This is a genomic window from Streptomyces sp. NPDC046939, from assembly GCF_040644575.1.
Lineage (GTDB): Bacteria > Actinomycetota > Actinomycetes > Streptomycetales > Streptomycetaceae > Streptomyces.
In genome coordinates this window covers 122,713-148,044 of sequence record NZ_JBEYWV010000016.1, presented here as the reverse complement: position 1 = coordinate 148,044, position 25,332 = coordinate 122,713, and the positions used below count along the sequence as shown (strand labels likewise).

General features: G+C 72.2%; 25 protein-coding genes. 8 read left to right on the top strand and 17 right to left on the bottom strand.

Annotation, left to right across the window (positions count from 1 at the left end; genetic code table 11):
* Positions 1–256: 256 nt before the first annotated feature.
* The 3 genes from ABZ877_RS19465 to ABZ877_RS19455 all read right to left on the bottom strand — a co-directional run bounded on the left by ABZ877_RS19465 (position 257) and on the right by ABZ877_RS19455 (position 3,293).
* On the bottom strand, positions 257–1,513 hold the full coding sequence (locus ABZ877_RS19465; protein ID WP_361072579.1) for an amidohydrolase: 1,257 nt from the start codon (positions 1,511–1,513) through the stop codon (positions 257–259).
* A 169-nt stretch (positions 1,514–1,682) separates the two neighbouring features.
* On the bottom strand, positions 1,683–2,834 hold the full coding sequence (gene tgmC / locus ABZ877_RS19460) for an ATP-grasp peptide maturase system methyltransferase (RefSeq protein WP_361072421.1): 1,152 nt from the start codon (positions 2,832–2,834) through the stop codon (positions 1,683–1,685).
* Positions 2,835–2,912: 78 nt separating this feature from the next.
* Positions 2,913–3,293, bottom strand: coding sequence for an ATP-binding protein (locus tag ABZ877_RS19455; protein WP_361072418.1), 381 nt, complete (start codon positions 3,291–3,293; stop codon positions 2,913–2,915).
* Between the two features lie 326 nt (positions 3,294–3,619).
* Here ABZ877_RS19455 and ABZ877_RS19450 point away from each other — a divergent pair, with 326 nt between their 5' ends.
* Genes ABZ877_RS19450 through ABZ877_RS19440 form a run of 3 tightly spaced genes read left to right on the top strand, consistent with a single transcriptional unit; the run spans position 3,620 to position 4,956 of the window.
* The gene (locus tag ABZ877_RS19450) at positions 3,620–4,471 is read left to right on the top strand and encodes a Scr1 family TA system antitoxin-like transcriptional regulator (protein ID WP_361072414.1); all 852 of its coding nucleotides are present in this window, start codon (positions 3,620–3,622) and stop codon (positions 4,469–4,471) included.
* Positions 4,472–4,485: 14 nt separating this feature from the next.
* The gene (locus ABZ877_RS19445; protein WP_361072411.1) at positions 4,486–4,692 is read left to right on the top strand and encodes a DUF397 domain-containing protein; all 207 of its coding nucleotides are present in this window, start codon (positions 4,486–4,488) and stop codon (positions 4,690–4,692) included.
* 48 nt (positions 4,693–4,740) lie between these two features.
* Positions 4,741–4,956, top strand: coding sequence for a DUF397 domain-containing protein (locus ABZ877_RS19440; RefSeq protein WP_361072408.1), 216 nt, complete (start codon positions 4,741–4,743; stop codon positions 4,954–4,956).
* Between the two features lie 19 nt (positions 4,957–4,975).
* On the opposite strand, the gene ABZ877_RS19435 is transcribed toward ABZ877_RS19440, so the two are convergent.
* From ABZ877_RS19435 to ABZ877_RS19420, 4 genes are all read right to left on the bottom strand, one after another.
* The gene (locus ABZ877_RS19435; RefSeq protein ID WP_361072405.1) at positions 4,976–5,998 is read right to left on the bottom strand and encodes a hypothetical protein; all 1,023 of its coding nucleotides are present in this window, start codon (positions 5,996–5,998) and stop codon (positions 4,976–4,978) included.
* A gap of 74 nt (positions 5,999–6,072) precedes the next feature.
* Positions 6,073–7,017, bottom strand: a complete 945-nt coding sequence (locus ABZ877_RS19430; RefSeq protein WP_361072403.1) for an N-acetylneuraminate synthase family protein — start codon at positions 7,015–7,017, stop codon at positions 6,073–6,075.
* Between the two features lie 14 nt (positions 7,018–7,031).
* Positions 7,032–8,327, bottom strand: a complete 1,296-nt coding sequence (locus ABZ877_RS19425; RefSeq protein ID WP_361072400.1) for an N-acylneuraminate cytidylyltransferase — start codon at positions 8,325–8,327, stop codon at positions 7,032–7,034.
* 74 nt (positions 8,328–8,401) lie between these two features.
* Entirely contained in the window at positions 8,402–9,736 is a 1,335-nt protein-coding gene (locus ABZ877_RS19420) for a DUF6716 putative glycosyltransferase (RefSeq protein ID WP_361072397.1), read from the bottom strand.
* A gap of 198 nt (positions 9,737–9,934) precedes the next feature.
* Between ABZ877_RS19420 and ABZ877_RS19415 the strand changes: the two genes are divergently transcribed.
* The 3 genes from ABZ877_RS19415 to ABZ877_RS19405 are packed head-to-tail and all read left to right on the top strand — an operon-like array spanning position 9,935 to position 13,436.
* Entirely contained in the window at positions 9,935–10,912 is a 978-nt protein-coding gene (locus ABZ877_RS19415) for a glycosyltransferase family 2 protein (protein WP_361072576.1), read from the top strand.
* Positions 10,909–12,246 carry a polysialyltransferase family glycosyltransferase gene (locus ABZ877_RS19410; RefSeq protein ID WP_361072393.1) on the top strand — a complete coding sequence of 446 codons (1,338 nt, stop codon included), beginning with the start codon at positions 10,909–10,911 and terminating at the stop codon, positions 12,244–12,246. The genes ABZ877_RS19415 and ABZ877_RS19410 overlap by 4 nt, the downstream gene beginning before the upstream one ends.
* A complete protein-coding gene (locus ABZ877_RS19405) occupies positions 12,243–13,436 on the top strand; it encodes an acyltransferase (RefSeq protein ID WP_361072390.1) in 1,194 nt (397 codons plus the stop codon). Before ABZ877_RS19410 ends, ABZ877_RS19405 begins: the two co-directional genes overlap by 4 nt.
* Here ABZ877_RS19405 and ABZ877_RS19400 read toward each other — a convergent pair.
* On the bottom strand, positions 13,421–14,137 hold the full coding sequence (locus ABZ877_RS19400) for a TetR/AcrR family transcriptional regulator C-terminal domain-containing protein (RefSeq protein ID WP_361072387.1): 717 nt from the start codon (positions 14,135–14,137) through the stop codon (positions 13,421–13,423). The two genes, ABZ877_RS19405 and ABZ877_RS19400, sit on opposite strands and share 16 nt — an antisense overlap.
* A 70-nt stretch (positions 14,138–14,207) precedes the next feature.
* Between ABZ877_RS19400 and ABZ877_RS19395 the strand changes: the two genes are divergently transcribed.
* Positions 14,208–15,668, top strand: coding sequence for an FAD-dependent monooxygenase (locus ABZ877_RS19395; RefSeq protein ID WP_361072384.1), 1,461 nt, complete (start codon positions 14,208–14,210; stop codon positions 15,666–15,668).
* Between the two features lie 10 nt (positions 15,669–15,678).
* On the opposite strand, the gene leuE is transcribed toward ABZ877_RS19395, so the two are convergent.
* Both leuE and ABZ877_RS19385 read right to left on the bottom strand, forming a co-directional pair.
* Positions 15,679–16,338: a leucine efflux protein LeuE gene (leuE, locus tag ABZ877_RS19390; protein WP_361072381.1), complete on the bottom strand. Its 660-nt coding sequence runs from the start codon at positions 16,336–16,338 to the stop codon at positions 15,679–15,681.
* 85 nt (positions 16,339–16,423) lie between these two features.
* Complete coding sequence (locus ABZ877_RS19385; RefSeq protein ID WP_361072378.1) at positions 16,424–18,004, bottom strand: methylmalonyl-CoA mutase family protein; 1,581 nt, start codon at positions 18,002–18,004, stop codon at positions 16,424–16,426.
* A 283-nt stretch (positions 18,005–18,287) separates the two neighbouring features.
* Between ABZ877_RS19385 and ABZ877_RS19380 the strand changes: the two genes are divergently transcribed.
* Positions 18,288–19,175: a L,D-transpeptidase family protein gene (locus tag ABZ877_RS19380; RefSeq protein ID WP_361072375.1), complete on the top strand. Its 888-nt coding sequence runs from the start codon at positions 18,288–18,290 to the stop codon at positions 19,173–19,175.
* A 147-nt stretch (positions 19,176–19,322) separates the two neighbouring features.
* Here ABZ877_RS19380 and ABZ877_RS19375 read toward each other — a convergent pair whose 3' ends face one another.
* The 7 genes from ABZ877_RS19375 to ABZ877_RS19345 all read right to left on the bottom strand — a co-directional run bounded on the left by ABZ877_RS19375 (position 19,323) and on the right by ABZ877_RS19345 (position 25,240).
* Positions 19,323–20,534 (bottom strand): hypothetical protein, encoded by a 1,212-nt coding sequence (locus ABZ877_RS19375; protein WP_361072372.1) that lies wholly within the window; start codon positions 20,532–20,534, stop codon positions 19,323–19,325.
* Positions 20,534–21,196 carry an RNA polymerase sigma factor gene (locus ABZ877_RS19370; protein ID WP_361072370.1) on the bottom strand — a complete coding sequence of 221 codons (663 nt, stop codon included), beginning with the start codon at positions 21,194–21,196 and terminating at the stop codon, positions 20,534–20,536. Before ABZ877_RS19370 ends, ABZ877_RS19375 begins: the two co-directional genes overlap by 1 nt.
* Before the next feature lie 283 nt (positions 21,197–21,479).
* Positions 21,480–22,136, bottom strand: a complete 657-nt coding sequence (locus ABZ877_RS19365; RefSeq protein WP_361072367.1) for a hypothetical protein — start codon at positions 22,134–22,136, stop codon at positions 21,480–21,482.
* Complete coding sequence (locus tag ABZ877_RS19360) at positions 22,133–22,741, bottom strand: RNA polymerase sigma factor (RefSeq protein WP_361072364.1); 609 nt, start codon at positions 22,739–22,741, stop codon at positions 22,133–22,135. The genes ABZ877_RS19365 and ABZ877_RS19360 overlap by 4 nt, the downstream gene beginning before the upstream one ends.
* Positions 22,742–22,855: 114 nt before the next feature.
* On the bottom strand, positions 22,856–23,743 hold the full coding sequence (locus tag ABZ877_RS19355; protein ID WP_361072361.1) for a hypothetical protein: 888 nt from the start codon (positions 23,741–23,743) through the stop codon (positions 22,856–22,858).
* A gap of 50 nt (positions 23,744–23,793) precedes the next feature.
* Positions 23,794–24,303, bottom strand: coding sequence for a hypothetical protein (locus ABZ877_RS19350; RefSeq protein ID WP_361072359.1), 510 nt, complete (start codon positions 24,301–24,303; stop codon positions 23,794–23,796).
* 82 nt (positions 24,304–24,385) lie between these two features.
* Complete coding sequence (locus tag ABZ877_RS19345; RefSeq protein WP_361072356.1) at positions 24,386–25,240, bottom strand: DUF4328 domain-containing protein; 855 nt, start codon at positions 25,238–25,240, stop codon at positions 24,386–24,388.
* Between the last annotated feature and the right edge of the window lie 92 nt (positions 25,241–25,332).

The following is a 25,332-nucleotide window of genomic DNA, read 5'->3' as shown; positions in this document are numbered from 1 at the left end:
TCGTCAACACGCCGCGCGGGGCGCTGAGTTCGGCGGAGCGTAACGCGCGTAGAAGGGGCGTGGAACGGGTTCGGCGCGGCTGTTATCGGATCGTGGCGAGGCCGCTGCGCGGGGCGTGGGTGTGGGGCGCGGGCCCGCCGAGGTCGAGGTCACGGGGCTCCGCCCCGGACCCCGCTCCTCAATCGCCGGAGGGGCTTGATGTGCCGGAGGGGCTTGATCAGGCTTGCTGTGCCGGAGCCGGCGAGGGGCGCGGCCCTCAGAGGTTCGGCTTGTCCAGGAGGACCGCTGCTGTGAAGAGTTCCACTCCCACCCCGATCGCCGACTCGTCCACGTCGAAGTCGCCCTGGTGGAGGTCGCGGGACGTGCGGTCCTGCGGGGGCTTCACGCCGAGGCGGGCCATCGCGCCGGGGACGTGCTCCAGGTACCAGGAGAAGTCCTCGCCGCCGAGGCTCTGCGGGGTGTCCTCGACGGAGGAGAGGCCGCGGCGGGCCGCCATGGCGTCGCGGAGGAGGTCGGTGACCGCCGGGTCGTTGACGACCGGGGGGACGCCGCGGACGTAGTTGACGACCGGCTTGGCTCGGTAGAGGTCGGCGATCTCCTGGACGGCGGCGTGGATCACGTCGGGCGCCTCGCGCCACGCGTCGAGGTCGAGGCAGCGGACGGTGCCGGAAAGCTCGGCGTGCTGCGGGATCACGTTGCACGTGTGGCCGGACTCGATGCGGCCCCAGGTGAGGACGAGGCCCGAGCGGGCGTCCACGCGGCGGGCCACCACGGCGGGCACGTCCGTGGCGACCCTGGCCACCGCCGTGACCAGGTCCGTCGTGAGGTGCGGGCGCGCGGTGTGGCCGCCGGGGCCGTCGAGACTGATGTCGAGGCGGTCGCAGGCGGAGGTGATGGGGCCGTACCGCAGGCCGATCCGGCCGGCGTCGACCTTGGGGTCGCAGTGCACGGCGACGATCTTGCGGACGCCTTCGAGCGCCCCGGACTCGATCGCGTCGGCGGCGCCGCCCGGCAGCACTTCCTCGGCTGGCTGGAAGATCAGCCGCACGGGGTGCGGGAGGCGGCCGAGCCGGTCGAGGTCGGCGAGGACGAGGCCCGCGCCGAGCACGACGGTGGTGTGCACGTCGTGGCCGCAGGCGTGGGCGCGGTCCGGCACGGTGGACCGGTACGCGCAGGTCGCCTTGGTGTCCGGGATCGGCAGCGCGTCGATGTCGGCGCGCAGGGCGAAGAGGCCGTCCTCGCCCTCGTACTCCCCCGTCTCGGTGCCGGTGCCGATGTCGCAGATGAGGCCGGTGCCGCCGTCGAGGACGCGCGGGGTGAGCCCGGCCTTCTCCAGCCTGGCCTTGATCGCGGCGGTGGTGCGGAACTCCTGGTTCCCCAGCTCCGGGTGCATGTGCAGGTCGCGCCGGAATTCGACGAGCTCGGCGCGGAGGGCTTCGGGCAGAGCGCCGGGGAGCGCGCTGCCGGCGTTTTCTTCACCCGGCAGGTCGACCTCGGTCTCTCGGGGCGTCACGTAGTTCACCCTGTGAAGGGTAGGACGACACGAGTGCCGACCGAGCCTCGATCAACAAAACATCAGCCAATTTGGGGTAGAAAACTTGGCCGCGCTGCGCATGTCGATCGCGCGGGGTGGGTATGACGACGTCTTATCCCCCCCGCGTTTCGCACGAGGGGTCATGGGTTCACCAGCGGATGCTCTGCGAGTGCGCGGTGACCGTGACGGTTGTCTGCTCGACCGCCGGACCACCGTCGGATCGCCACCGCTCGATCAGCTCTTCCACGGTCTCCCACAGGGGGTGCGCACCCCCTTCCCGAACGATCCAGCCGCTGCCTTCCGCACGCAGTGCCGTCCATGCGCCGGTTTCCTCGTCGATCACCACGTCTTCGTCGCGGTGGCCGACGCGTAGCTTCAGATGCCGCGCAGCCGGTACGGCGAACTGCGTGATGAGACGGGTCGTCCGGTCGGCCAGCACATCGGCGCCGATGCCGGTCCCGCGCTCACGGCCTGCGGACAGGTCCGGAAGAACGCCCAGCGGGGGCGGCGCGTGGGACCGGGCCGGCATGAAGCTGACGTGACCGTCCAGCACCGGTCCACTGGCGGTTCCGTCCCCGTGAACGGTGAGGCGAACGAGTGCTGAGGCATTGAGGCGGCCTGCGATCACCGTGAGGATCCGGCCGCCCGGCCGGGTCTGCTCGATCCACGACGTGGGCACCGTGTGCACCGCGCAGGTGGCGATGATCCGATCGTAAGGGCCGAGCTCGGCGGCCCCCAGAAGGCCGTCGCCCGTCAGGAGCGTGGGGTACAGGTCGAGACGCCCGAGGGCTTCTCGGGCGCTCTGGGCGACGTCGGCGTCGTACTCGATCGAGGTGACGTTCTCCGAACCGAGGCGACGACAGGCGAGGGCTGTGGAGTACCCGGTACCGGTGCCGATCTCCAGCATCTTCATGCCCGGCTCCACCTCCAGATCCTCGAACATGCGCAGGACAAGGGAGGGCAGCGTGCTGGAACTGGTCGGCTCCCGCATGATCTCGCCGCGGATGTCCGCAGGCCTGACCGTGCCTGCGATCTGCGTGACCAGTGACTCGTCGAGGTAGCAGGCGGGCAGCCACTCGCCGCTGTCCGGGCGGACCGAGGTCCACGCCGTGGGTTCGGTGCCGGGGACTGCTCGGAAGAATCCACCGCGCAGGAACTCGTGCCGGGGTACCGCGGCCGCCGCTTCCTTCCACGGTTCCGTACGCAGGGCTCCCTTGGCCCTGAGGGTCGCGACAAGGTGCTGTAGCAATCGCTGCTCGTTCATGGCGCCCTCTCCAGAAGGTCGGCGAGGGCCGCGCACATCGGCAGGCCGGTCTCGGCATGGTGCGTGTTGACGCGGAGGGTGAGCGACGTGCCCGTCGGCGTCGTGAGCACGCCCTCACGGCTGCCCTCGGAGTTCGAACCACAACAGCTTTCCGTCCCGCCCGTAGGTACTGTCCCGCAGCGGGAAACCGCCCCAACTGTCCGCGTACGCGCGCACGAGCTGGAGACCTCGCCCACTGTCGCTCATCACCTCCGCCGACCGGTTCCAGGGACCTCGGCCGGGCCGCTCCCGAGGGACGGAGAACGGTGCAGGGACGTACGGATCGGTGTCCCACACGCTCACGCGCACGCCGGGTACCGACGAGTCGAGTGCGCAAAGCCGCAGAGCGGCGGGGCCCTGGGTGTGCAGGTAGGCGTTCGTCACCATCTCCGACGTCAACAGCTCCGCCGTGTCTCCGACTTGTGTCAGCCCGTAGGCGATGACGACGGCTCGCACGGTGTGACGGGCGGTCCGTGGGGAGCGGGGATCATGCGGAAGGTGAAGTGTGTGGGACCAGGCTGCGGGGTGCAGGGGCGGGGATACGGTGGGCATGGACGCCTCCTTGCGGGGCGAGGTCGGTCCGCCTTGGCTCGACCACTCCGGCGGTGGCATGCCGCGCATGGCGATGCACAGAGCGCTTCCGGCTTGCGGGACAGCGAGTTGGGCGGGTCGGCTACAACCTAGACTGCAATCCCTGAACGTTTTGCACTTCATAGCAAAGCGTTCAGGGATTGCACCCGTGTGGGTGACCCGTGGACTCGCGTACGAGACGGAGCAGGAACATGGCACCAAGAACCGCCGCATCGGCTCGACGTCTGCGGGTCGGCGTCGAGCTGCGTCGTATGCGGGAGCGCGCCGGCCTGACCGCGGCCGAAGCCGCCCGCAGACTGGGAACGACGAGCGCGCAGATCAGCAACATCGAGGCCAACCGGTTCGGCGTGAGCGCCGAGCGTGTCCGCACACTCGCCCACCTGTACGCCTGCATCGACCAGCCCCTTGTCGAGGCCGTCGCCGACATGGCCGGTGAGCGATGCCGTGGGTGGTGGGAGGAGTATCGCGACATCCTGCCGCCGAGCCTCCTGGACCTGGCGGAGATGGAGTTCCACGCGACAGCTCTACGAGTCGCTCAAGTCATCAACATCCCAGGACTACTGCAGACACCCGAGCACGCGCGTGCCCTGTTCCGTGAAGTCGTCCCCGCCTTGCGCCCGCACGACATCGAACATCGCGTCTCGTACCGCGTGAAGCGTCAGGTCGTTCTCTTCCAGAACCGGCCCGTGCCGTACACCGCACTCGTACATGAAGCCGCTCTGCGGATGCAGTTCGGCGGACGCGAGGTGGCCAAGGCGCAGTTGCACCACCTTGCCGAGGTGAGCGAGGAGTCGAACATCGAAATCCGGGTCATCCCCTTCGACGGTACGTCGTTCCCCACCGCAGGACACGGACTGGACTACGCCCACGGCCCCGTCACGGCCCTGGACACCGCCTCGCTGGACACGGCTCATGGCGCAGAACTGTTCGATGCCGCCGGGAAGTTGGAAACGTACCGGATGGTGCTTGACCGCATGGAAGCCGCGGCTCTCGCCCCGGACGCATCGCGCGACCTGATTCTCCGCATTGCCAAGAACACCTGACGAGAGGTGCCCCTATGCCCCCTACGTTCGAACTCGCCTGGCAGAAATCCAGCTACAGCGAAACAGGTTCTTCCTGCGTTTACATAGCCACCGCTCCGGACGGAACCCTCCGCCTGCGCGAGAGCGACGATCCGGACATCATCTTGGCCACCTCACACGGCCCGCTCCAAGCGCTCATACGCGCGCTCAAGGCCGGAGCCTTCGAGGGCATACAGGCCTGACCCTGATGATGAGTTCCGCGCCCCTGCTCCATCACATCACTGTCGACCATGAGTGAGGGCTTGATGATCGGCGAACTGACCTGGCAGAAATCGGCGTACAGCCAAGAGGCGTCCTCCTGCGTCTACATAGCCACCGCCCCCGACGGCACCCTCCGCCTGCGCGAGAGCGACGTCCCGAACGTCGTCCTGGCCACCTCACACGGCCCGCTTCACGCGCTCATACGCGCGCTCAAGGCCGGCCCCGCCGAGGACGTCCAGGTGTAGAACGCAGCCGCCCGGCATCTCACACCAGCCGCACCCCTTTCGCCGACCCCGCGATCCCCGCCAAGAAGCCCTGCGCGTGGTCGGAGACGCCCTCGGTGAGCCACGTCGGGTCGATCTCGCAGACGGCTACCTTGACGCCCGTGCCTTCCAGGGCGATCGGGAGGGTGTGGACGACCGTCGAGGGGAAGCTCAGGATCGTACGGCCGACAGGGCCGCGGCGGGCGATGAGTTCCAGGGGGAGGTCGGGGCGGACGACCTCCAGGCCGGTCTCGGTGGCGAGGCGGTGGAGTTTGTCGGCGGCCTCGCGGCGGTGGGCGAAGTAGCGGGTGGCGCCGTGGGCGGTGGCGAGGGCGCGGACCGCCTCCAGGTAGCGGTCGAGGTCCACGACCCCCGTCTCGACCAGGGACGTGCCCACCAGGTCCGCGCCCCGTGTCAGGAGGGGCGGGCCGAAGCGGGCCCGGGTCCAGGCGTAGTCGTTCTCCGCGATCTTCACGCCGTCCGGCGCCTCGTCGACCGGCATGGACGTGAAGACCGTTACCTCGCGGCGGCCCGTGCGCGGGGTCAGGCGTCTGCGGGCCGAGGAGGAGACCGGCGCGAAGACCAGGTCGCGGGGGCCGGGGCGGCCGCCCCGGCGGTGCCAGCGCACGAGTCGTTCGCCGCGCGCCAGTTGCGCGACGAACTCCATCGTCGCCGTGCCGTCGTCGACGACGACCAGGTCACGGGCGCGGGTGATCATGAGGAGTAGTTGTACGTAGCGGGAGAACGGGTCGCCGATCACGACGCGCTCGGCCTTGCGCAGGGGCCCCGCGAGGCCGCCGACCGTCTGGAACGGGGCGCCCGCACCGTCGCGCGCCTCCTCCCAGCGCACCGTGTGGCCTTCCGCGCGGGCCAGTTCGGCCATGCGGCGCAGTTGGCCGCGGGTCATGGGGTCGGTGGGCGAGAGGACGACCACGGTCGCCTTCGTCCCGGCGTGGTGCGCCCATTCCAGGACGTTGAGGAGCTGTACCGGGCTCTCGACGAAGCAGAGGGTACTGCTGGACATTGCGGCCCTCCCCGGGGACGCCGAGGCGGTCCGGCGCCGTTCGGGCGCGCCGGACCGCCGGGACGAGTTGAGGATCAGACGCCGACCGGCTCGCCCGCGGCGACGGCGATCTCCGACTCGGCGACGACGCCCGCGACGCGGCGGAGCTTCTTCATCGGGCCGAGCTCGGACTCGTAGACCTTCTTGACGCCGTCACCGAGGGACGCCTCGATGGTGCGGATGTCGCGGACGAGGCGCTGGAGGCCCTGCGGCTCGACGGAGGCGGCCTGGTCGGAGCCCCACATGGCGCGGTCGAGGGTGATGTGGCGCTCGACGAAGGTGGCGCCGAGGGCGACGGCCGCGAGGGTGGTCTGGAGGCCGGTCTCGTGGCCGGAGTAGCCGATCGGGACGTTCGGGTACTCGGCCTGGAGGGTGTTGATCACACGGAGGTTCAGCTCCTCGGCCACCGACGGGTACGTGGAGGTGGCGTGGCACATGAGGATGTTGTCCGAGCCGAGGACCTCGACCGCGTGGCGGATCTGCTTCGGGGTGGACATGCCGGTGGAGAGGATGATCGTGCGGCCCGTGGCGCGCAGGGCGCGGAGCAGCTCGTCGTCGGTGAGGGAGGCGGAGGCGACCTTGTGGGCGGGGACGTCGAACTTCTCCAGGAAGGCGACGGCCTCGGTGTCCCACGGGGAGGCGAACCAGTCGATGCCGCGCTTCTTGCAGTGCTCGTCGATCTGGCGGTACTCGTCCTCGCCGAACTCGACGCGGTGGCGGTAGTCGATGTACGTCATCCGGCCCCAGGGGGTGTCCCGCTCGATGTCCCACTGGTCGCGCGGGGTGCAGATCTCGGGGGTGCGCTTCTGGAACTTCACCGCGTCGCAGCCGGCCTCGGCGGCCACGTCGATCAGCTTGAAGGCGTTGTCGAGGTCGCCGTTGTGGTTGATCCCGATCTCACCGGTGATGTAGACCGGCTGGCCGGGGCCGGCCACGCGCGAGCCGAAGGTGCGGAGGCGGGAGTTGGAGGCAGCAGACATGTGAGGTGCGTTCCTTACTTGGTTTCGAGGGTGTCGAGAGAGGGGCCGAGGATCCAACTGGCGATCTCCCGGATCGCGCCGTCGCCACCGGGGACGGTGGTGACCGCGCGTGCGGCGCCGCGTACGACGTCGTGGGCGCTCGCGACCGCCACGGGCCAGCCGACGAGGCCGAAGCACGGGAGGTCGTTGACGTCGTTGCCGGCGTAGAGCACGCGCTCCGGCGCGATGCCCTGCTCCTCGCACCACTGCTTCAGTGCGAGGTCCTTGCGGTCGATGCCGTGCAGGACCGGGATCTTGAGCTTCCTGGCCCGTGCGGCGACGACCGGGTTCACTTCCGTGGACAGGATCAGCAGGCGCAGGCCGCTCCTGCGGAGGGCCGCGATGCCGAGGCCGTCACCGCGGTGCACGGTGACGAACTCCCGTCCGTCGGAGTCGATCAGCACCTTGTCGTCGGTCTGGGTGCCGTCGAAGTCGAGGACGACCGCGTCGATGTCTTCCAGGGTGGGAAGAGTGCGCTGGTCGAAGAGGGGGGCCAGCGCGCGGGCGCGGGCCAGGTCGTGCGGGTCGTCGATCTCCAGGACCCGCGCGGGGTCGGTGCGCACGAGGTCGGTGCGGCCGAAGAAGCGGTGCTGGTGGCGGCGGAAGCCGGTGGCCTCCATCGCGTAGACGGCGCCGGTCTCCAACAGATCCTGGGGGCGGTCCTGGCGGCGCGGGCGGAAGGACTTGTCGTGGTTGACGCCGTAGCCGCCACCGGTCGCGGGAGCCTCGGTGACCAGGGTGTCCGTGCCGCCGAGCTGGGCCGCGCGGTCCGCCGCGACGGGCTGCGGTTCGTCCGCGGCGTCGCGCCAGACGAAGCCGTGGAAGGGCGCCACGGTCAGCGCGCTGTCCGCGCCGTCCTCGATGATCGCGGCGACGACGCCGTCTATGTCCTCGCGGGCGATGAACGGGCTGGTGCACTGCACGAGCAGGACGACGTCCACGGCCGCGCCGTGCAGCGCCTCGTGCGCGTCCATGGCGTGCAGGACGGCCGCCTCCGAGGTGGCCTTGTCACCCGCGATGGCGGCGGGCCGCGTCACGACCTCGGCACCCGCCTCCCGCGCGGCGGCCGCGATGGCCGCGTCGTCGGTGGAGACCACGACGTCGGTGACCTGCCGGGTGGCGAGGCATTCGCGCACGGCGCGGGCCACCAGGGGCACGCCGCCGACCGGGGCGAGGTTCTTGGCCGGTACGCCCTTGGAGCCGCCGCGGGCGGGGATCACGGCGAGGACGCGGCGGACCGGGGCCGCCTGTCCCGCTTCCGGGTCGGTCATGTGCGGGTCTCCTTCGGGGAACGGTCGGGTGCGCGGGGGCCGGGTCACAGCTCGCCCATCAGGCGGACGCCGGGTCACAGCTCGCCCATCCGGCGGATGACGGGGGCGACGCGCTGGACGCCGTGCCGGTAGGCGCCGCGCGCGGCCCGGCGGACGATCTGGCGGACGGGACCGGGGTCCCGGTCGGCGGCGGGCGCGCCGGGCAGCGGGCTGCCGTCGGGCGCCAGGTGGTGGCGGGCGAGGACGCGCGGCAGATAGCCGGGTGCGGTGGTGCGGTTGTAGTACGGGGCCAGGGGCGGGCGGGCGCTCGCCAGGAGCGCGGCGACCTTGGCGCGCGCCCCGTCGAAGGCGCTCTCGTACGAGCCTCCCCCGGCGGCGACGCCCTGCCGGGCCACCCAGGCGGGGTCGGCCTCGGGCAGTGCGCCGGCGTCGAGCTGGTCCCAGGAGACCAGGCAGCCGGAGCCGGTGAAGTGGTGGTTGCCGAGCGCCTCGCGCACCCCGAGGTCGGTGAGGAGCGCGGTCGGGATGCGCCGGTGCAGCGATTCGAGGGCGGCCGTGGAGCTGACGGTGACGAGCAGGTCCGTACGGTCCAGGACCTCGCCCATGTTCCCGTAGACGAGGCGGAAGTTGGGCGGCGGGTCGAGCCGCTGGGCGAGCTTCTGGTACGGGAGTTCCTCGATGTGCGTGGTGTGCTCGCCGGGCTTGGAGCGCAGCTTGAGCAGCACGTCGCGCTCGGGGTACCGCTTGGCGTGCCGGACCAGGCGGTCGAGGAGGTACATGCGGTCGGCCTGGGTGTCGGGGACGGACGGCTGCGCGGCGAAGACCACCGTGTACGGGTCGTGCGGCTCCTTGTACGGGTCGCCGCCGAGGAACGGCAGCGCGCACTCGGTGACCGAGCCCGCGTCCGCGCCGACCCCTTCGTAGACGGCCCGGAAGCGCTCGGCGTCGTACGCCGAGTTGGCGAGGACCACGTCGGCGCCGTGGCGCAGCAGGAGCCCGTCGGCGAGCTTCTCGTAGACGACGCCGACGTAGCCGGTGACGACGACGGGGCGTTCGGACACTCCGCGCCAGGCGTGGGCGAGCCCGTGCAGCACGGCCTGGACGCCGCCGCCGACGAGGGCGAGGACGACCACGTCGTACGCGCCGGATCCGTCGCCCCGCACGGAGCGCTCCATCTCCCGCAGGAACTCGACCGCGGTGACCTCGCGCAGCCGGTCGGCGCGGACGCCGACCTCGGTGAGCTGGCGGGGGGTGGGGGTGGCCCGGCCCCGCAGGAGGAACCCGTCGAGGGTCACGTGGTCGGGGGCGAGCCGGGACGCGGTGAGCGCGCCCCATTTCCATCGGGTGTCGGAGTCCGCGAGCACGGCGATCCGCCGCGGCCCGGGTTGCTCGGGGGTACTTGCTGGCACGTCGAAGAAGTTAGGAAGCCATTTCGATGCGCGGCCCAACCCGAGCGCAACAAACGGTTAACAGCATGCCGACGAATGGCGAATCACCTCAGGATTCACGCCGGACGAGGGCTGGTTCATGGTCCCGCCACGCGTCGTTCACCCGACAGCAAGTTCCCGGTCAAGACGAATGCCGGGCCGCCGCCTAACGTCACGGTCGTGGTCAAGCTCTCCGTCATCGTGCCGTTCTACAACGTGCAGCAATACGCGCCCGACACTCTGCGAAGTCTCCGTGCGAACGCGCGGGACGATTTCGAATTCATTCTCGTCGACGACTGTTCCAAGGACGAGACGCCGGACATCCTCGCGCGCGCCGAGCGCGAGGTGCCCGGCGCGGTCGTCGTGCGCCACGAGCGGAACGGGGGACTCGCCACGGCGCGCAACACCGGCCTGGACGCGGCGCGCGGCGAGTACCTCACGTTCCTGGACGGCGACGACTGGCTCGCGCCGGGGTACTACCCGAAGCTGCTGTCCGCGATCGAGGCCCTGGGCTGCGACTTCGTGCGCACGGACCATGTGCAGTGCACGGCGCGGGCCCGCTCGGTGCACCGGGTGCCGCACGGCCGGCGCGACGTCGTCCTCGATCCGCGCGAGGCGATCCTGCCCGCGGACCGCTCGACGTCCGTCGACTACGCGTACGCGTGGGCCGGCATGTACCACCGGCGCCTCGCGGACCAGGGGCTCCTGCACTTCACGGACGGGCTGCGCACGGCGGAGGACCGGCCGTGGATCTGGCGGCTGCACCGCGAGGCGAAATCCTTCGCGGCGGTGAGCACGCTGGGCGTGTTCTACCGGCGCGGCGTCGCCTCTTCGCTCACGCAGATCGGTGACGTGCGCCAGCTCGATTTCATTCGCGCATTCGACCAGGTCATACGGGACACCGCCGCGGACAAGGATGCCGACCGGCTTCTCCCGAAGGCCGTACGCACGTATTGCGCCATCATTTCCCACCACTTGGGATCCATCGAAAGGTTCGAACCGCCCGTGGCGCGCAAATTGAAGACCCTCAGCGCGGCGGCGCTCAAGCGCATGCCGCAGCGGGTGCTCGACGAGGCGCTCGACTCGATGGACGTCGAGCGGGCCACGCGCCTTCGCCGGCTGCGCCGCCGTCCGGTCAGCGCGGAGGCCGCGGCATGACGACGCGTATCTTCCTCGCCTCGACCCTGTACGGCACCGCGACGCTCGCCGCCGCGCTCGACGCGGGCCTGTTCGCGCCCGCGGACCGCACGATCCTGCTGGTCGCCAACAACGCGGCGACGCCCGAGACGACCCCGGCCGTCGACGAGATGCCCGGCTTCGAGCGGCTGCGCGGCCGCTTCGACGACGTCCTGTCCTGGAACGAGACGATCTTCCCGTTCCACCCGGGCGGCTGGTCGCCGCGCGCCGACGACCTCCTCCTGTGGGAGCGGCATCTGCGGCTGCTGTGGCGGCTCGGTGACGACGACGTCGAACTGGCCGTGGAGTCCATCCAGGTCAACCCGGCGATGGCGATCGCCCGCATCTTCACGGGCGCGCCCGTCGACGTGTACGCGGACGGCCTGATGAGCTACGGCCCGACCCGCAGCAAGCTGGACCCGCTGGTCGGCACGCGCGTGCGCCGCCTCCTCCACCTCGATCTGGTCCCGGGCCTGACGCCGCTGCTGCTCACGGAGTTCGGCGTCGCGCCGGAGGTCGTACCGACGGAGATCTTCGTCAAGGTCCTCACGGAGCTGGGCGACACGGCGGGCGCGCTGCCCACGGTGGACGGCGAACCCGCCCTCGTCCTCGGCCAGTACCTTTCCGCGCTCGACATCCTCACCGCCGAGGAGGAAGAGGACCTGCACGTCACGATGGTGCGCGGCGCCTTCGCGCTCGGGCACCGGCGCATCGTGTTCAAGCCGCACCCCACGGCCCCGGCCCGCTGGTCGCGCGTCCTGGAGAAGGAGGCGGAGCGGCTCGGCGTCGAGCTGACCGTGCTGGACAAGCCGGTCCTCGCCGAGGTCCTCTACCAGCGGATGCGCCCGGCTCTCGTCGTCGGCTGCTTCTCCACGGCGCTGCTCACCGCGTCCACCCTGTACGGGATCCCGGTCGCGCGGGTCGGCACGGCGCGCCTCCTCGACCGGCTCACCCCGTACCAGAACAGCAACCGGGTCCCCGTCACGATCGTCGACGCGCTGCTTCCCGAGCTGACGGACACCGCCCGCGTCGAGTCCCAGGAGCCGGGCCTGTCCGTCGCCGAACTGACCGACCTGCTGCGAGCGGTTGGCTTCGCGATGCAGGCCAAGATCTACCCGGGTCTGCGCCCGGCCGCCGAGCGGTACCTGTCGACGCGCCTGGACGAGCACACCTGGCGGTACTTCAAGCGCCGCCGTCTGACCTCCCTCGCCCTGCCCGGCGCGGTCCCGACGCAGCTCGCGTTCATCCCGCGCAACGCGGCGGTGCGCAAGGTCGCCAAACGGGCCCGCTCCATCAAGCGAGCCGCACTCGGATGACCGTCATAGAACCCGGCGCGCTCCCCCAGCCCGTCGCCCCGGACCCCTCGGCCGCCACCCCACCGCCGCCGAAGAAGCGCGCCGCGCCGCGCCTGTACGCCCTCGACGGGCTGCGTCTCGTCGCCGCGCTCATGGTGGCCGCCTACCACTACGGCGGGCGTGACGGCGAGGTGTCCCACGCCTGGGGCACGTCGGCGCGGGTGCAGTTCCCCTCGCTGCACAACTGGTTCGCGTACGGCTGTCTCGGTGTGCAGATCTTCTTCGTCATCAGCGGGTTCGTGATCTGCATGAGCGGCTGGGGGCGGCCCCTGCGCTCGTTCTTCGCCTCGCGCGCGTCCCGCCTCCTGCCGTCCTACTGGGTGGCGATCGTCCTGGTCACCGCCGTCTTCGCGCTGCCCATGGTGGTCTACAAGGCGGTCTCGCCGAGCGACGCCCTGGTCAACCTGACCATGCTTCAGCAGCCGCTCGGCGCGGACCGGGTGCTCGGTGTGTGCTGGACCCTCTGGGCGGAGCTGCGGTTCTACGCCCTGTTCGCCCTGTGCGTCGTCCTGCCGGGCGCGACCCGCCACCGCGTCGTGCTGTTCTGCGCGGTGTGGACGCTGGCCGCCGCGTTCGCCCAGGCGGCGGACGAACCCCTGCTGACCCTGGTCCTCATGCCGGAGTACGCGCCGTTCTTCATCGGTGGCATCGGCCTCTACCTGGTCCACCGCGACCGGCGCGACATGACGGCGTGGGGCATCGTCGCGGTCGGCTGGCTGATCGGGCAGCACTACGCCGTGGACCGGCTGTGGCACCCGCCGAACCCGGAGTTCTTCTCCAACCGCTCCGCGCCCGGGATCATCGCCGTGGTCACCCTCGGCTTCGCCGTCGTCACCGTGATCGCGCTCGGCTGGACGTCCTGGGCGAACTGGCGCTGGCTCTCCGTCGCGGGCGCGCTGACCTACCCCTTCTACCTGGTCCACGAGCACCTGGGCTGGGTGGTGATCGAGGCCCTGCACCGGCACGCGGGCGTCCCGTCCTGGGCGACGTTCCTGGCGACGATCGGCGCGATGCTCACGCTCGCGTGGCTGCTCAACCGGTACGTGGAGGAGTGGGCGACGCCTTTGCTGCGCCGGGTGCTCAACCGGCGCCCCGGCCAGGCCCCGTCCGGCGCGCCCGCCCCGTCCGCCGCGCCTCAGCGCACCCCGTAGCGCGCCTCTATCCCCGCCACGATCAGCCGCAAGCCCTCCTCGAACCGCTCGTCGTACGCCGTGAAGAGATGCCGTCCCGCGGCAGCGGCGAGCGGGTAGTCGGCCAGGAGCTCCGCCCGCGCGTCGACGTCGACCGCGGGCTCTTCCTGCTTCGCGTGCGGCACCATGCCCTGTTCCTCGGTGACGAAGCCGAGCGTGTACATGAACATCGTGGAGCTGGCCCAGGCCGCCTGGTCGGGCTCGAACCCGGCGCCCGTCAGGAACCGCAGCGTCGCCTCCAGCTCCGGGCCGTGGTCGGCCCCCGTGAACCGCGAACCGCTGAAGACTCTCGCGCCGTCGCGGTAGCGCAGCAGCGTGGCGCGCAGCCGCCTGTTGGCGTCGACGAGCCATTCCTGCCAGGTGCCGGCGGGCTCGTACGTGATCTCCGGCCCGGCTTCTCCCCCGGCCCCTCCCCCGGTCCTCCGTCCGGCCTCCGTCATCTGCCGGAACATCACGGTCGCCATCTCGTCGAGCAGCGCCTGCTTGTTCTTGAAGTGCCAGTACAGGGCGGGCGCCTGCACGTTCAGCTCCTTGGCGATGGCGCGCAGCGTCAGACCCTCCAGACCCACGTCGTTCAGCAGGTCGAGGGCGGTGTCCGCGACGTAGCTCTTGTCGAGCTTGACCTTCTGCTGTCGCTCTTCGGGGGTCTTCCGCTCAGCCATGCTTGACAGTTTAACGCCGTTAAGGCCATGCTCGGGAACGAGTAGACTTAACGGCGTTAAGGAGCATGTCATGGTGGCGAACACGGATGTCCTGATCGTGGGGGCGGGCCCGACGGGCCTGGTCCTGGCGGTGGATCTGGCGCGGCGCGGAGTGCGGGCGACGCTGGTGGAGCGGGCGCCGAGCCTGTTCCCCGGCTCGCGCGGCAAGGGCCTCCAGCCGCGCACGCAGGAGGTGCTGTACGACCTCGGGGTGCTGGACGCGATCCGCGCGGCGGGGACGGAGTACCCGAGGGTGCTGATCAAGGAGGGGGACGAACCGGCCCAGGAATGGGACATGGTCAAGCGCACCGAGCCGACGGAGCGGGCACCGTTCACGGACGCGTGGCTGATCCCGCAGTCCCGTACGCAGGAGGTGCTGTACGCGCACCTGCGCGGCCTGGGCGGCGAGGTCCGCTTCGGCACCGGGCTCACCGGTCTTGAGCAGGACGCCGAGGGCGTGACCGCGCGGTTCGAGGACGGTGCGGCGGTGCGCGCCCGGTACCTGGTGGCGGCGGACGGCGGCCGTTCGACGGTGCGCAAGGCGCTCGGCATCGCGATGACGGGCGAGACGGTCGACCCGAAGCCGATGCTGGTGGCGGACGTGCGGATCACGGCGGACGCGCCCGTCCCCGACACGCACTGGCACATGTGGCCGAAGGCGCCGGGGGGCGGCGTGGCCTTCTGCCCGCTCCCGCCGGACGACGGCGAGGGCCGCCTCTTCCAGTTGGCGGCGCAGTTCGCGGACGAGTCGGCGGTCCCCGACACGTCGGCGGCCGGGGTCGCCGCCCTCCTCACGAGCCGTACGCCGCTGCGCGAGGAGCACATCGTCGAGGTGGCCTGGGCCTCGGACTTCCGGGCGCGCGCGGCCCTCGCGGACCGCTTCCGCGCGGGCCGGGTCTTCCTGGCGGGCGACGCGGCGCACGTCCACTCCCCCGCGGGCGGACAGGGCCTGAACACGAGCGTGCAGGACGCCTACAACCTGGGATGGAAGCTGGCGGCCGTGCTGTCCGGCGCCCCCGAGTGGCTCCTCGACACCTACGAGGAGGAGCGGATGCCCGTCGCGGCGGACATCCTCGGCCTGAGCACCCGCATCCACCGCGCGGGCGCGGGCGGCAGGCCGGTGCGGCGCGGTGAGGAGGTGCAGCAACTGGGCATCGGCTACCGCGAGTCGAAGCTCAGCCGCGAGACCCGCGCGGACGTCCCGGACGACGCCCTGCGCGCCGGGGACCGCGCCCCGGACGGCCGCCGCGGCGGTGTCCGGCTGTTCGACGCGTTCCGGGGGCCGCACTGGACCCTGCTCGCGGTCGGGGACGTCCCCGCACCGCCGTCCCTGGAGGGCACGTCCATACGCACGGCACGCGTCCCGGCGTACGAGGCGTACGGCACGGGCGTGTTCCTGGTGCGCCCGGACGGCTACGTGGGGTGGGCCGGGGAGTCGGCGCGGGGCGTGGAGGCGTACCTGGAGGAGGTCGGGGCCGGCCTCGGGCGGTGAGGCCGGGCGGCTACACCCCGGCCAGGGACAGCTTCACGGCGAAGCCCAGGAACAGCACCCCGGCCGCCGAGGTCGCGCCCGCCGAGAGGCGCTTGCGGCGGCGGAAGGCGGCCGACAGCCTCGTGCCGCCGAAGATCAGCGCCGAGAGGTACAGCACGCTGGCGAGCTGCGCGAAGGCGCCGAGCACCACGAAGGAGACGGCCGGATAGGCGTAGGAGGGGTCGACGAACTGCACGAAGAACGCGATGAAGAACAGGATCGCCTTCGGATTGAGCAGGCTGATCACGAAGGCCCGGCGGAAGGGCCGCTCCTGCGGCGCCGGGACCTCGGCGAGACCGGCCTCGGCGGCGGCGATCCGCTCGCGCCGGGTCCGCCACATCGCCCACGCGGCCCGCATCATGCCGATCGCCAGCCAGGTCAGATAACCGGCGCCCGCGTACTTCACGATCCCGAACAGCACCGCGTTGGCCTGGAGGAGGGAGGCGACACCGGCGGCGGAGAGGGTCATCAGGACCGTGTCCCCGCACCAGACACCGACGGCCGCGCGGTAACCGGCGCGGACGCCGCGACGGGCGGCGACGGAGAGCACGTACAGCGAGTTCGGCCCCGGGAGGAGGACGATGAGGGCGGTACCCGCGAGATAGGTCGGAAGATCGATGACACCCAGCATGAGCGGAGTGTCGCACAGCGGTACGACACTCCGTCCACGCGTTCCATCTGCCGGAATCCGGCCCTGTCGGCCGCGCGAGTGCTGGTCAGAACCGTTCGGAGGGGGTGTAGGTGCCCCACACCTCGCGCAGGGCGTTGCTGACCTCGCCGACGGTGGCGCGGGCGCGGAGGGCGTCCTTCATCGGGTACAGGACGTTGTCGTCGCCCTTCGCCGCCGCCTTCAGGGCGTCGAGGGCCGCGTCGACGGCGGACTGGTCGCGCTCGGCCCGCAGCTTCGCCAGCCGCTCGGCCTGTCGCGCCTCGATGGCCGGATCGACGCGGAGCGGCTCGTACGGCTCCTCCTCGTCGAGCTGGTAGCGGTTGACGCCGACCACGACCCGCTCCCCGGCGTCGGTCTCCTGGGCGATGCGGTAGGCGTTGCGTTCGATCTCCGCCTTCTGGAAGCCGTGCTCGATGGCGGCGACCGCTCCGCCCAGCTCCTCGACCCTGCCCATCAGGTCCAGGATCGCGGCCTCGAGGTCGTCGGTCATCTTCTCCACCACGTACGAGCCCGCGAACGGATCGACGGTGGCGGTCACGTCCGTCTCGTAGGCGAGGACCTGCTGGGTGCGCAGTGCCAGGCGGGCGGACTTGTCGGTGGGCAGGGCGATCGCCTCGTCGAAGGAGTTGGTGTGCAGCGACTGGGTGCCGCCAAGGACCGCCGCGAGACCCTGCACGGCGACGCGGACCAGATTGACCTCCGGCTGCTGCGCGGTGAGCTGCACCCCGGCCGTCTGCGTGTGGAAGCGCAGCATCAGCGACTTCGGGTTCGTCGCGCCGAACTCTTCGCGCATCACCCTCGCCCAGATCCGGCGCGCGGCACGGAACTTGGCCACCTCCTCCAGGAGGGTGGTGCGGGCGACGAAGAAGAACGACAGACGGGGGGCGAAGTCGTCGACGTCCATCCCGGCGGCGAGGGCGGTGCGCACGTACTGGACGCCGTCGGCCAGGGTGAAGGCGATCTCCTGCGCGGGCGAGGCACCGGCCTCGGCCATGTGGTACCCGGAGATGGAGATGGTGTTCCAGCGCGGGATCTCCGCCTTGCAGTACTGGAAGATGTCCGCGATCAGCCGCAGCGAGGGCTTGGGCGGGAAGATGTAGGTGCCGCGGGCGATGTACTCCTTGAGCACGTCGTTCTGGATCGTGCCGGTCAGTTTCTCCGCCGCCACCCCCTGCTCCTCCGCGACGAGTTGGTAGAGCAGGAGCAGCAGCGCCGCCGGGGCGTTGATCGTCATCGACGTGGACACCTTGTCCAGCGGGATCCCGTCGAACAGCACCCGCATGTCGTCGATCGAGTCGATCGCCACGCCGACCTTGCCGACCTCGCCCGAGGCAATCGGCGCGTCCGAGTCGTGGCCCATCTGGGTGGGCAGGTCGAAGGCGACGGACAGCCCCGTGGTGCCGTTGGCGATCAACTGCTTGTAGCGGGCGTTGGACTCCCCGGCGGTGCCGAACCCCGCGTACTGGCGCATCGTCCACGGCCGGCCGGTGTACATCGAGGGGTACACCCCGCGCGTGAACGGGAACGCGCCCGGCTCGCCCAACTGGCGCTCCGGGTCCCAGCCCGCCAGAGCCGACGGGCCGTACACCGGCTCGATGGGCAGTCCCGACTCGGATTCGCGCGCCATGGTTGTGCCTCCAGCGATCTGCCGACGGTTGGTGCTCGGTGGAGCGGCGCGGGCGGGCCTGGCGCACCCGCGTGCCACCTGCCGGTACCGCCGCCTCCTGCGACGGACTGTAGCGGCGGGCGTGCGGTCGGTGGAGAGGCCCACGCTGGGAGCTTGCTCACAGGCGGGTATATCGGATCGGCCCTCCGGAGCGATTCGGCTTGCCCGGCACTGTTCGCGATCGGCGCGGCGCGGGCAGCATCTGATGTGACGACAGGGATCGGCGCGGCAGGCGGGGGACGTCATGCGTACAGCGGTCATACGAAGGACGCTCGCCGGGCTCGGGGTGCTCGCCCTGGCGTGCGGATGCAAGGTCCAGACGGTCGGGGCGGGCGGGCCCGGACAGTCGGGGGCGGCGCCCGTCGGCCCGTCGGCGTCCGCCGCCGCGTCGGCGGCGCCCCCTTCACCCGCTCACGTCAGTCCGTCGAGCCCCAGGGACGACAAACCGTCCACCCCTGCCGCCGCGCCCCCGCGACCACCCGCGACCACGGCCCCGCCGCCCCGGACCCTGTACGCCCCGGGCAGCCGTGGCACGCAGGTGCGCGAGTTGCAGGCGCGGCTGCGACAGATCGCGTGGCTCTTCGACGGGCCGACCGGCACGTACGACGCCCCCACGGCGAAGGCCGTCGGCGGCTTCCAGCTCAAGCGGGGGCTGCCGAGCACCGGCATCACCGACACCGTCACCTGGCAGCGCCTGGTGGCGATGACGCACGAGCCGACCCGCGACGAGCTGTACGCGGCGGGCGGGCAGCCCGCCGCGAAGCCGGACCCGCGCTGCATGACCGGGCGCGCGCTCTGCATCAGCAAGAAGAGCCGGACGGTGTCATGGATCGTGGACGGCAAGCGGCTGCTGACGACCGACGTCCGGTTCGGCTCGCAGTACACGCCCACCCGCGAAGGCGTCTTCCACGTGTTCTGGAAGTCCCGGCACCACGTCTCGACGATCTACCACACGCCGATGCCCTACGCGATGTTCTTCAGCGGCGGCCAGGCGGTGCACTACTCGTCGGACTTCGCGGCCCGCGGCTACAACGGCGCCTCGCACGGCTGCGTGAACGTACGGGACAAAGCGAAGATCGCCAGTCTGTTCGCGCAGGTGCGCACCGGCGACAAGGTCGTCATCTACTGGTGAGGCCGGACGTCGGGGGCGTGGGTGGGACCGGGGGAACGTGTCCCACCCACGCCGGTGGCACTGAGCCGCAGGTACGGGGGGAACCCCGGCTCGTGCACTGCCGATGACCAGTCGGCATTCAGTACTGCGTGCACGGCCCCGAAAACGTCACACCTTGCGGGCAACTATTTTTCGCGGCCCGGATTCCCGCAGGTCAGAGTGGTTCTCCCGGTATGTTTTCCGGCCGCGGTCGCGTCCGTCGCCCCGGCCGTGGTGGTGGTCGCCGCGGTGGCCTCCGCCCCCGCCCCGGTGGTGGCCGGGGCGTGGTTCGGAGTCCTGGTCGTCGTCCTCGTCGTGGTCCTGGCCGCCGCCGTGCGGGTGGGAGCCGGTCACTCCGGACGAGCCGCCGGGGCCCGCCGAACCCTTCGAGCCACCCGAGCCCTTCGAGCCGCCCGATCCCTTCGAGCCGCCCGAGCCCTTCGAGCCGCCCGATCCCTTGGAGCCCTTCGTCGTGCTCGACCCCTTGTCGGGCCCGTCCTGTCCCTCGGAGTCACCGGAGCCGCCGGAGTCGCGCGCATCGGCGGACGGGTCGAGCACGCGGGCGCAGAACCGGCCGAGGTCCGCGGCGGTCCGGCCGTACTTCCGCGCGGAGCCGCGCAGGCGCCGCTGCTCGTCGGCGCCGAGGTCACCGGCCCGGTAGCGGCGGCACGCCTCGGTCACACGGCGCTGGAGCTGACCGGACATCCTGCCGTCGTCACCGCCGTTGCCCCTGCCCTTCCCCTTGCCCTTGTCCGTGTCGGAGGCGGGGCTGCCGGGCACGTCCTTGTTCTCGGGGTTCTCGGTGCCCTCACCACCGCTCCCCGCACCGCGCGACGCGCCCGGGCCCGGGGTCGTCGAGCCGTCGGGCAGGACCTCGCCCTTGTCCTTGCCGGGCTGCGAGGGTGAGACCAGCGGCTGTTCGCCGGGGTTCGTCACGCCGCCCGACACGGAGGAGGCGGGCGCCGGGTCACCGCCGCCGCCGAACGGGGACGGCAGCACCCCGGTCCCCGCGGCGACGGCGACCCCGCCCACCATGCAGGCGGCCAGCGCGGCGGCGAGACCGAGCCGCACCGGGCGCGCCCAGCGCGGTCCCGCCGGAGCCTCGCGCGCGGCGCTGTCCACGGCGGAGACGGCACGGGCCTCCCGGAACGCCTTCAACGCGGCGTCCTCGCCGGGGAGTTCGCCGTCGGGCCCGGCGGGGAGCACGGTCAGCGCGTCGATCGTGGCACGCAGCCGCGCGGCCCTTCGTACGTCGTCCTCGGTGGCGGCCTCCAAGGGCTCCCCGCGCAGCAGGCGCTCCGCCGCGTCGCGGTCCAGCCACTTGTCGTGCTCATCGGCCATCACATGTCCTTCTGCGTCCGTGTACGCGATTGCGTCACACCAGCAGACGTCACCGTACGGGTACTCGGCTCCCTCTGATGCGGGACGGATTCGAGGGAACCGGAGGGCTTCTGCTCCGCGCCGAGCAGTTCGGCGAGCCGCTTGAGGCCGCGGTGGGCGGCGGTGCGGACGGCTCCCGGCCGCTTGCCGAGGGTCTGCGCGGCGCTCTTCGCGTCGAGGCCGACGACGACGCGGAGCACCACGGCCTCGGCCTGGTCCTGGGGAAGCTGGGCTATGAGGTGCATGGCGGTGCCGGTGGCGAGGGACTCGAGCGCCTCGTCGGCGGTGTCGGAGAGCGCGGGCCTGCCGGTGAGCTCGCTCTCGTCGCCGCCGATGGCGGGCCTGCGCCCGCGCATCCGTATGTGGTCGAGGGCGCGGTTGCGGGCGATGCGGGCGGCCCAGCCGCGGAACCGGTCGGCGTCGCCCTCGAAGCGGGTGAGGTCGCGGGCGATCTGCAACCACGCCTCGGAGGCCACGTCCTCGGCGTCCGGGTCGCCGACCAGCGTGCGTATGTACCCGAGCAGCCGAGGGTGCACGGCGCGGTACACAGTCCGGAACGCGGTCTCGTCCCCGTCCTGCGCCGCAAGCACCGCGGCGGTCAGCTCCGCGTCGTCCCCCAGCACTTCCAGTCCCTGCCTGCCCCGGTGGTGAAGCCCCGTGCCCCGTGTGACGGTGTGCGCTCCCGGCGCGAATCAGCACGCTACGGCCTGAAACGCCCCGGCGTCCATGTTTGTACAAAACGCAACCAACGTGTGACGCAGCGGGGTGTGACACAAAACGCATCCGCGGCGCTGAAGGAAGTACGGGCCGCTAGCGACCCGTACCGCGCGGCGGCCGGGGTCTCTCCTGTGGGGGGTGGCGACCCCGGTCGTCCCGTTTCCGGGCCGCCCCGCGCCGCTGCCCGGCCTACGGCTTCCCGTGCGTCTCGCCGGGCCCGGCCGCGGTGGCCGGGGTGGCGCATCCGGCGGCGGCCCGCTCCGAGCGGTCGCGCCCGCGCCCGGCCTCGTAGGACTTGCACCGGGCTTCCTGATCCCCGGCCTGGCCGGGACGTGTGGAGACCCCGGTTGCGGGCGTCTTCTTCGTCTGTCCGGGCGGTACGTGGCCCGGTGTCGCCGAAGCCGCCGGGGTCGCCGAAGCCGGGGCTGTGGGCGTGGGCGTGGGCGTCGGTTCCGGCCGGGCCGACGCTTCCGGGTGCGCGCCGCGCCGCGCCGACTCCTCCGCCGACTCCTCCGCCGGGGATGCGGTCGCGGTCCGGCTGGGCCGCGTGGAGGGTTCCGGATCGTCCGGCGAGGACACCGTCCCGATGCCCGCCACGGCGACCCCGCCCACCGCGGCGCTCGCAAGGAGCGCCCCGAGGGCCGTGCGCAGGGACCGGCCCGTCCGGCGGCGCGGACGCCAGTCGTCGCGCGGCCGGGGCCGGGCATCGAGCGCGCCGGCGTCGCGCGCGGCGCGGAACGCGGTCAGCGCCGCCTCCTCCGCCTCCGCGTCGGGTGGCCCGGCGCGGACGACGGCCGCGGCGAGCGCGGCGCCGACGGCGTCCGGCGGTACGGCTCTCCCGGTCATCTCGCCGCTCCTTCCGCGCCGGGCTCGTCGTCCGTCCCGCCGAGCCGCCGCGCGAGCCGCTTCAGCCCCCGGTACGCCGCCGTGCGCACCGTGCCGGGGCGTTTACTGAGGACGCGTGCGGCGGCGGGCCCGTCGAGGCCGACGACGACGCGGAGCAGCACCGCCTCGCGCTGATCGCGGGGGAGTTCGCCGATGAGGGCGAGGGCGCGTTCCGTGGACAGGGTCTCCAGCGCCTGCTCGGCGGTGTTGTGGGCGGCGGGCAGGTCGAGGACGTCCTGTTCCAGGGCGGTCGTGCGCGGGCGCACCTTCTGGCGGCGCAGCAGGTCCAGGGCGCGGTGGCGGGCGATGGTCGCGGTCCAGCCGCGGAAGCCCGCGCCGTCGCCCCGGAAGCGGCCCAGGTCGCGGGCTATCTCCAGCCAGGCGTCGGCGGCGACGTCCTCCGCCTCGTGGCCGACGAGCCCGCGCAGGTAGCCGAGGAGTCCGGGCTGCACCAGGCGGTAGGCGACGGCGAACGCGGCCTCGTCGCCCTCCTGGGCCCGTGCCACGGCCGCGCCCAGCTCGTCGTCGCGCGCGTGCGGACGACGGGGCTCCGCTCCCTGGCCCAACCGCTTCCCTCTTCGTGCGACGACGACGTGCCGGGCTTGTGCGCCCGTGGACGCGCCCCACGTCGATCAGCGCCCTCGCCCACGGAAACGTCACAGGGCGGGCGGGCCCCGCGCTCAGACCTCGAACAGGGTGCCCTCGCCCGCCGGGGGCACCACGACCCGCGCCGGGTCGGGGCGGTCGACCTGGAAGGGCTTGTCATAGTCGGTGAAGGTGACGGCGATCCGCATGTCGCCGGAGGTGCCGCTGACCGAGCGCAGGTACGCGTCCCCGTCCGCGACGACGTACGCGGTGGCGTTGCCGGCACCGCTGTCCCCGGGCGGCCGGAGCGGGACGAGGCGTTCCCCGTCGCGGCGCACGACGGGCAGGGCGCGGGTGCCCGCGGCGTGCCCGGCCATCCGGGCGGCGAGGATCCTGCCGACGCCGCACTGCAGGCCGATGGCCCGCGCCCCCTTCGGACCCGTCGGCACCTTCACGTACTTGCCGCGGGCCAGGGCGGTGAGCGTCCGCGCGCGGGCGCCAAGCTCCGGGCCGAGGGCCTCGGCCTTCTCCTCCATCTGGTCGAGGGAGGCGTCGGAGTACTTCAGGTACGCCTCGTCCTGGCCGTCGCCCTCGCCGTCCCCGTCGGTGTCCGCGCCGCCCTTGAGGAAGACGAGGTCGGCGACGACGCCCTCCCCGCTGTCGACGGTCCCGGAGCAGTTGCCGTGGTGGTCGAGGCCCAGGTCCGTCCGTACGTGCCTGGCGCCCTGCTTGACGTCCGCCGCCATCCGCACGGAGTAGGCGTCACGCAGCCTGACACCGGCCTGCCGCAACAGCCGCTCCCCGCGCGCCTGCCCGGCCGGTTCGGGCGCGGTGTCGTCCACGGCCGCGGGCGGCGCGACGAGCGCGCGCACCTCCGCGGCCGGTTCGACGGGCCGGAACGCGGCGCCCCCGGCGGCGAGCGCGACGACGAACACCCCCACGACCACTGTCCGGTTGACGGGTCGTCTCTCGCCCTCACGCATGTGGTGCATCCCCAAGTCCGTTCACTGTCCCCCCACTTCTTCATCGGCGCTCAGTGCGCCACCCCGAGCCGGTCCAGGAACCGGAAGAAGAGTTCCTCCGCCGACGGCTGTGCCGCCGCGCGCAACACGTCGGCCAGTGGCTGCGGCTCCACGGCGCGTCCGCATCCGGCCGCCCAGGCGACGGCGCGCCCCGCCGCGTCGTCCGGCGGCAGGAAGTAGTCCTCCAGGGCGCGCTCGTCGCCGCCGAGGAAGCCGGTCATCGCGGCGCGCCCCAGACACGCCGTCCACGTGCCGTCGTCCGGCGCCGCCGCCTCGACGACGGCACAGCGGCTGTCGACCACGTACGCGAAGAGAGCGGGCGCCCGCGTCTCCGCGGCGAGGACGTTCATGCTGCCGACGTCGGGCGTCCGGTCGCCGGTGGAGCCGGGGCACTCCCAGATCTGCCAATCGCCGGGCCGCTCCTCAAGGAGCGTGAGCTCGTCCGCGACCCCGGCCAGCGCGCGCAGCTCCTTCAGCGGCCGCTCACTCCTCGCCACCACGTAATAGCCCCAGTAGCCCATCTCCTGCCCCCGTTCGTGCTCCCCTGTGGACCTCGGGCGAATAGACCACAGCGGTACGGCGCCCCGCCACCCGGCGCGTCGTCTACGCGGGCGCCGTGACCTGCGGTGAGCCGGCCGTCACCCTGCGGTTCTGCAGGCGGGTCAGCGACCGGACGAACCAGATCGCGGCCGCCGCGCTGACGATGTCGAGCACGTCACCGGCGATCACCCAGGCCGTCGCCGACTCGATCTCGGGGAGGCTCTCGGCCTTGTCGTACTCCCGGCCGACGAACCGTCCGAAGAGCTGGTTGAAGATCCAGAGGTACCACCAGGCCTCGATCACGCCGGACCGTGCCCGCCCGCGGGTCAGTTCGAGCCCGCCGTCGCTCGCGTGCCAGGTGTCGAGCGCGATCCGGCGCGGGAACCAGAACGCCACGACCGGCACGAAGAAGCCGAAGATCGCCCACGGGCGGGCCTTGCTCTGCCCGTGCGGCGCGAAGACCTCCGCGTTGTCGCGCACGCGCAGGAACCAGGCGATGAAGCCGATCGCGGTGACCACCAGCGCGCCGCCCTGCGCCAGTTGCAGGACCCGGTACGCGTCGTCGAGGCGGCCGAGGCGCCCCTCGTCGTACCCGGCCCAGTCGCCGCCGGCGACGTCGGAGAGGGTCCTGTACTCCGCGATCCCGACCCCGACGGCGCCGAGGTCGACCGCGATGACGACGCCGAGCAGCGCCATGGCGAGGGTGGCGAGCCCGTTCGGCGAGCGCAGCGGCGCCCAGCGGGCCGGGGAGTCGTAGGGCGCGGACGGCACCGGCGGCGGCAGCGGCGCCTCGGGCTCCGCCCAGTCGGGTCCGGTGCCCGGCGCCGCCGTCAGCGACCCGAACGCCTCGTCCGAGCAGCGCGCGCACAGGCCGTCCTCGACCAGCGCGTTGTTCTTCCCGCATCTTTTGCACAGCACAGCCGCGCGCCCTCCCCAGGCCCTCGCCGCTGTCCTTCCGGCCCTCCGGCCGCACGGCCAGCGGAACATACGGTCCGCCGGCCCCCGTTGTC

What these genes read in the sequence shown, in the direction of transcription:
- ABZ877_RS19450 (WP_361072414.1), top strand. Translation starts at nt 3,620, where the DNA reads ATGGCACCAAGAACCGCCGCATCGGCTCGACGTCTGCGGGTCGGCGTC.
- ABZ877_RS19445 (WP_361072411.1), top strand. Translation starts at nt 4,486, where the DNA reads ATGCCCCCTACGTTCGAACTCGCCTGGCAGAAATCCAGCTACAGCGAA.
- ABZ877_RS19440 (WP_361072408.1), top strand. Translation starts at nt 4,741, where the DNA reads ATGAGTGAGGGCTTGATGATCGGCGAACTGACCTGGCAGAAATCGGCG.
- ABZ877_RS19435 (WP_361072405.1), bottom strand. Translation starts at nt 5,998, where the DNA reads ATGTCCAGCAGTACCCTCTGCTTCGTCGAGAGCCCGGTACAGCTCCTC.
- ABZ877_RS19430 (WP_361072403.1), bottom strand. Translation starts at nt 7,017, where the DNA reads ATGTCTGCTGCCTCCAACTCCCGCCTCCGCACCTTCGGCTCGCGCGTG.
- ABZ877_RS19425 (WP_361072400.1), bottom strand. Translation starts at nt 8,327, where the DNA reads ATGACCGACCCGGAAGCGGGACAGGCGGCCCCGGTCCGCCGCGTCCTC.
- ABZ877_RS19410 (WP_361072393.1), top strand. Translation starts at nt 10,909, where the DNA reads ATGACGACGCGTATCTTCCTCGCCTCGACCCTGTACGGCACCGCGACG.
- ABZ877_RS19405 (WP_361072390.1), top strand. Translation starts at nt 12,243, where the DNA reads ATGACCGTCATAGAACCCGGCGCGCTCCCCCAGCCCGTCGCCCCGGAC.
- ABZ877_RS19400 (WP_361072387.1), bottom strand. Translation starts at nt 14,137, where the DNA reads ATGGCTGAGCGGAAGACCCCCGAAGAGCGACAGCAGAAGGTCAAGCTC.
- ABZ877_RS19395 (WP_361072384.1), top strand. Translation starts at nt 14,208, where the DNA reads ATGGTGGCGAACACGGATGTCCTGATCGTGGGGGCGGGCCCGACGGGC.
- leuE (WP_361072381.1), bottom strand. Translation starts at nt 16,338, where the DNA reads ATGCTGGGTGTCATCGATCTTCCGACCTATCTCGCGGGTACCGCCCTC.
- ABZ877_RS19385 (WP_361072378.1), bottom strand. Translation starts at nt 18,004, where the DNA reads ATGGCGCGCGAATCCGAGTCGGGACTGCCCATCGAGCCGGTGTACGGC.
- ABZ877_RS19380 (WP_361072375.1), top strand. Translation starts at nt 18,288, where the DNA reads ATGCGTACAGCGGTCATACGAAGGACGCTCGCCGGGCTCGGGGTGCTC.
- ABZ877_RS19375 (WP_361072372.1), bottom strand. Translation starts at nt 20,534, where the DNA reads ATGGCCGATGAGCACGACAAGTGGCTGGACCGCGACGCGGCGGAGCGC.
- ABZ877_RS19365 (WP_361072367.1), bottom strand. Translation starts at nt 22,136, where the DNA reads ATGACCGGGAGAGCCGTACCGCCGGACGCCGTCGGCGCCGCGCTCGCC.
- ABZ877_RS19355 (WP_361072361.1), bottom strand. Translation starts at nt 23,743, where the DNA reads ATGCGTGAGGGCGAGAGACGACCCGTCAACCGGACAGTGGTCGTGGGG.
- ABZ877_RS19350 (WP_361072359.1), bottom strand. Translation starts at nt 24,303, where the DNA reads ATGGGCTACTGGGGCTATTACGTGGTGGCGAGGAGTGAGCGGCCGCTG.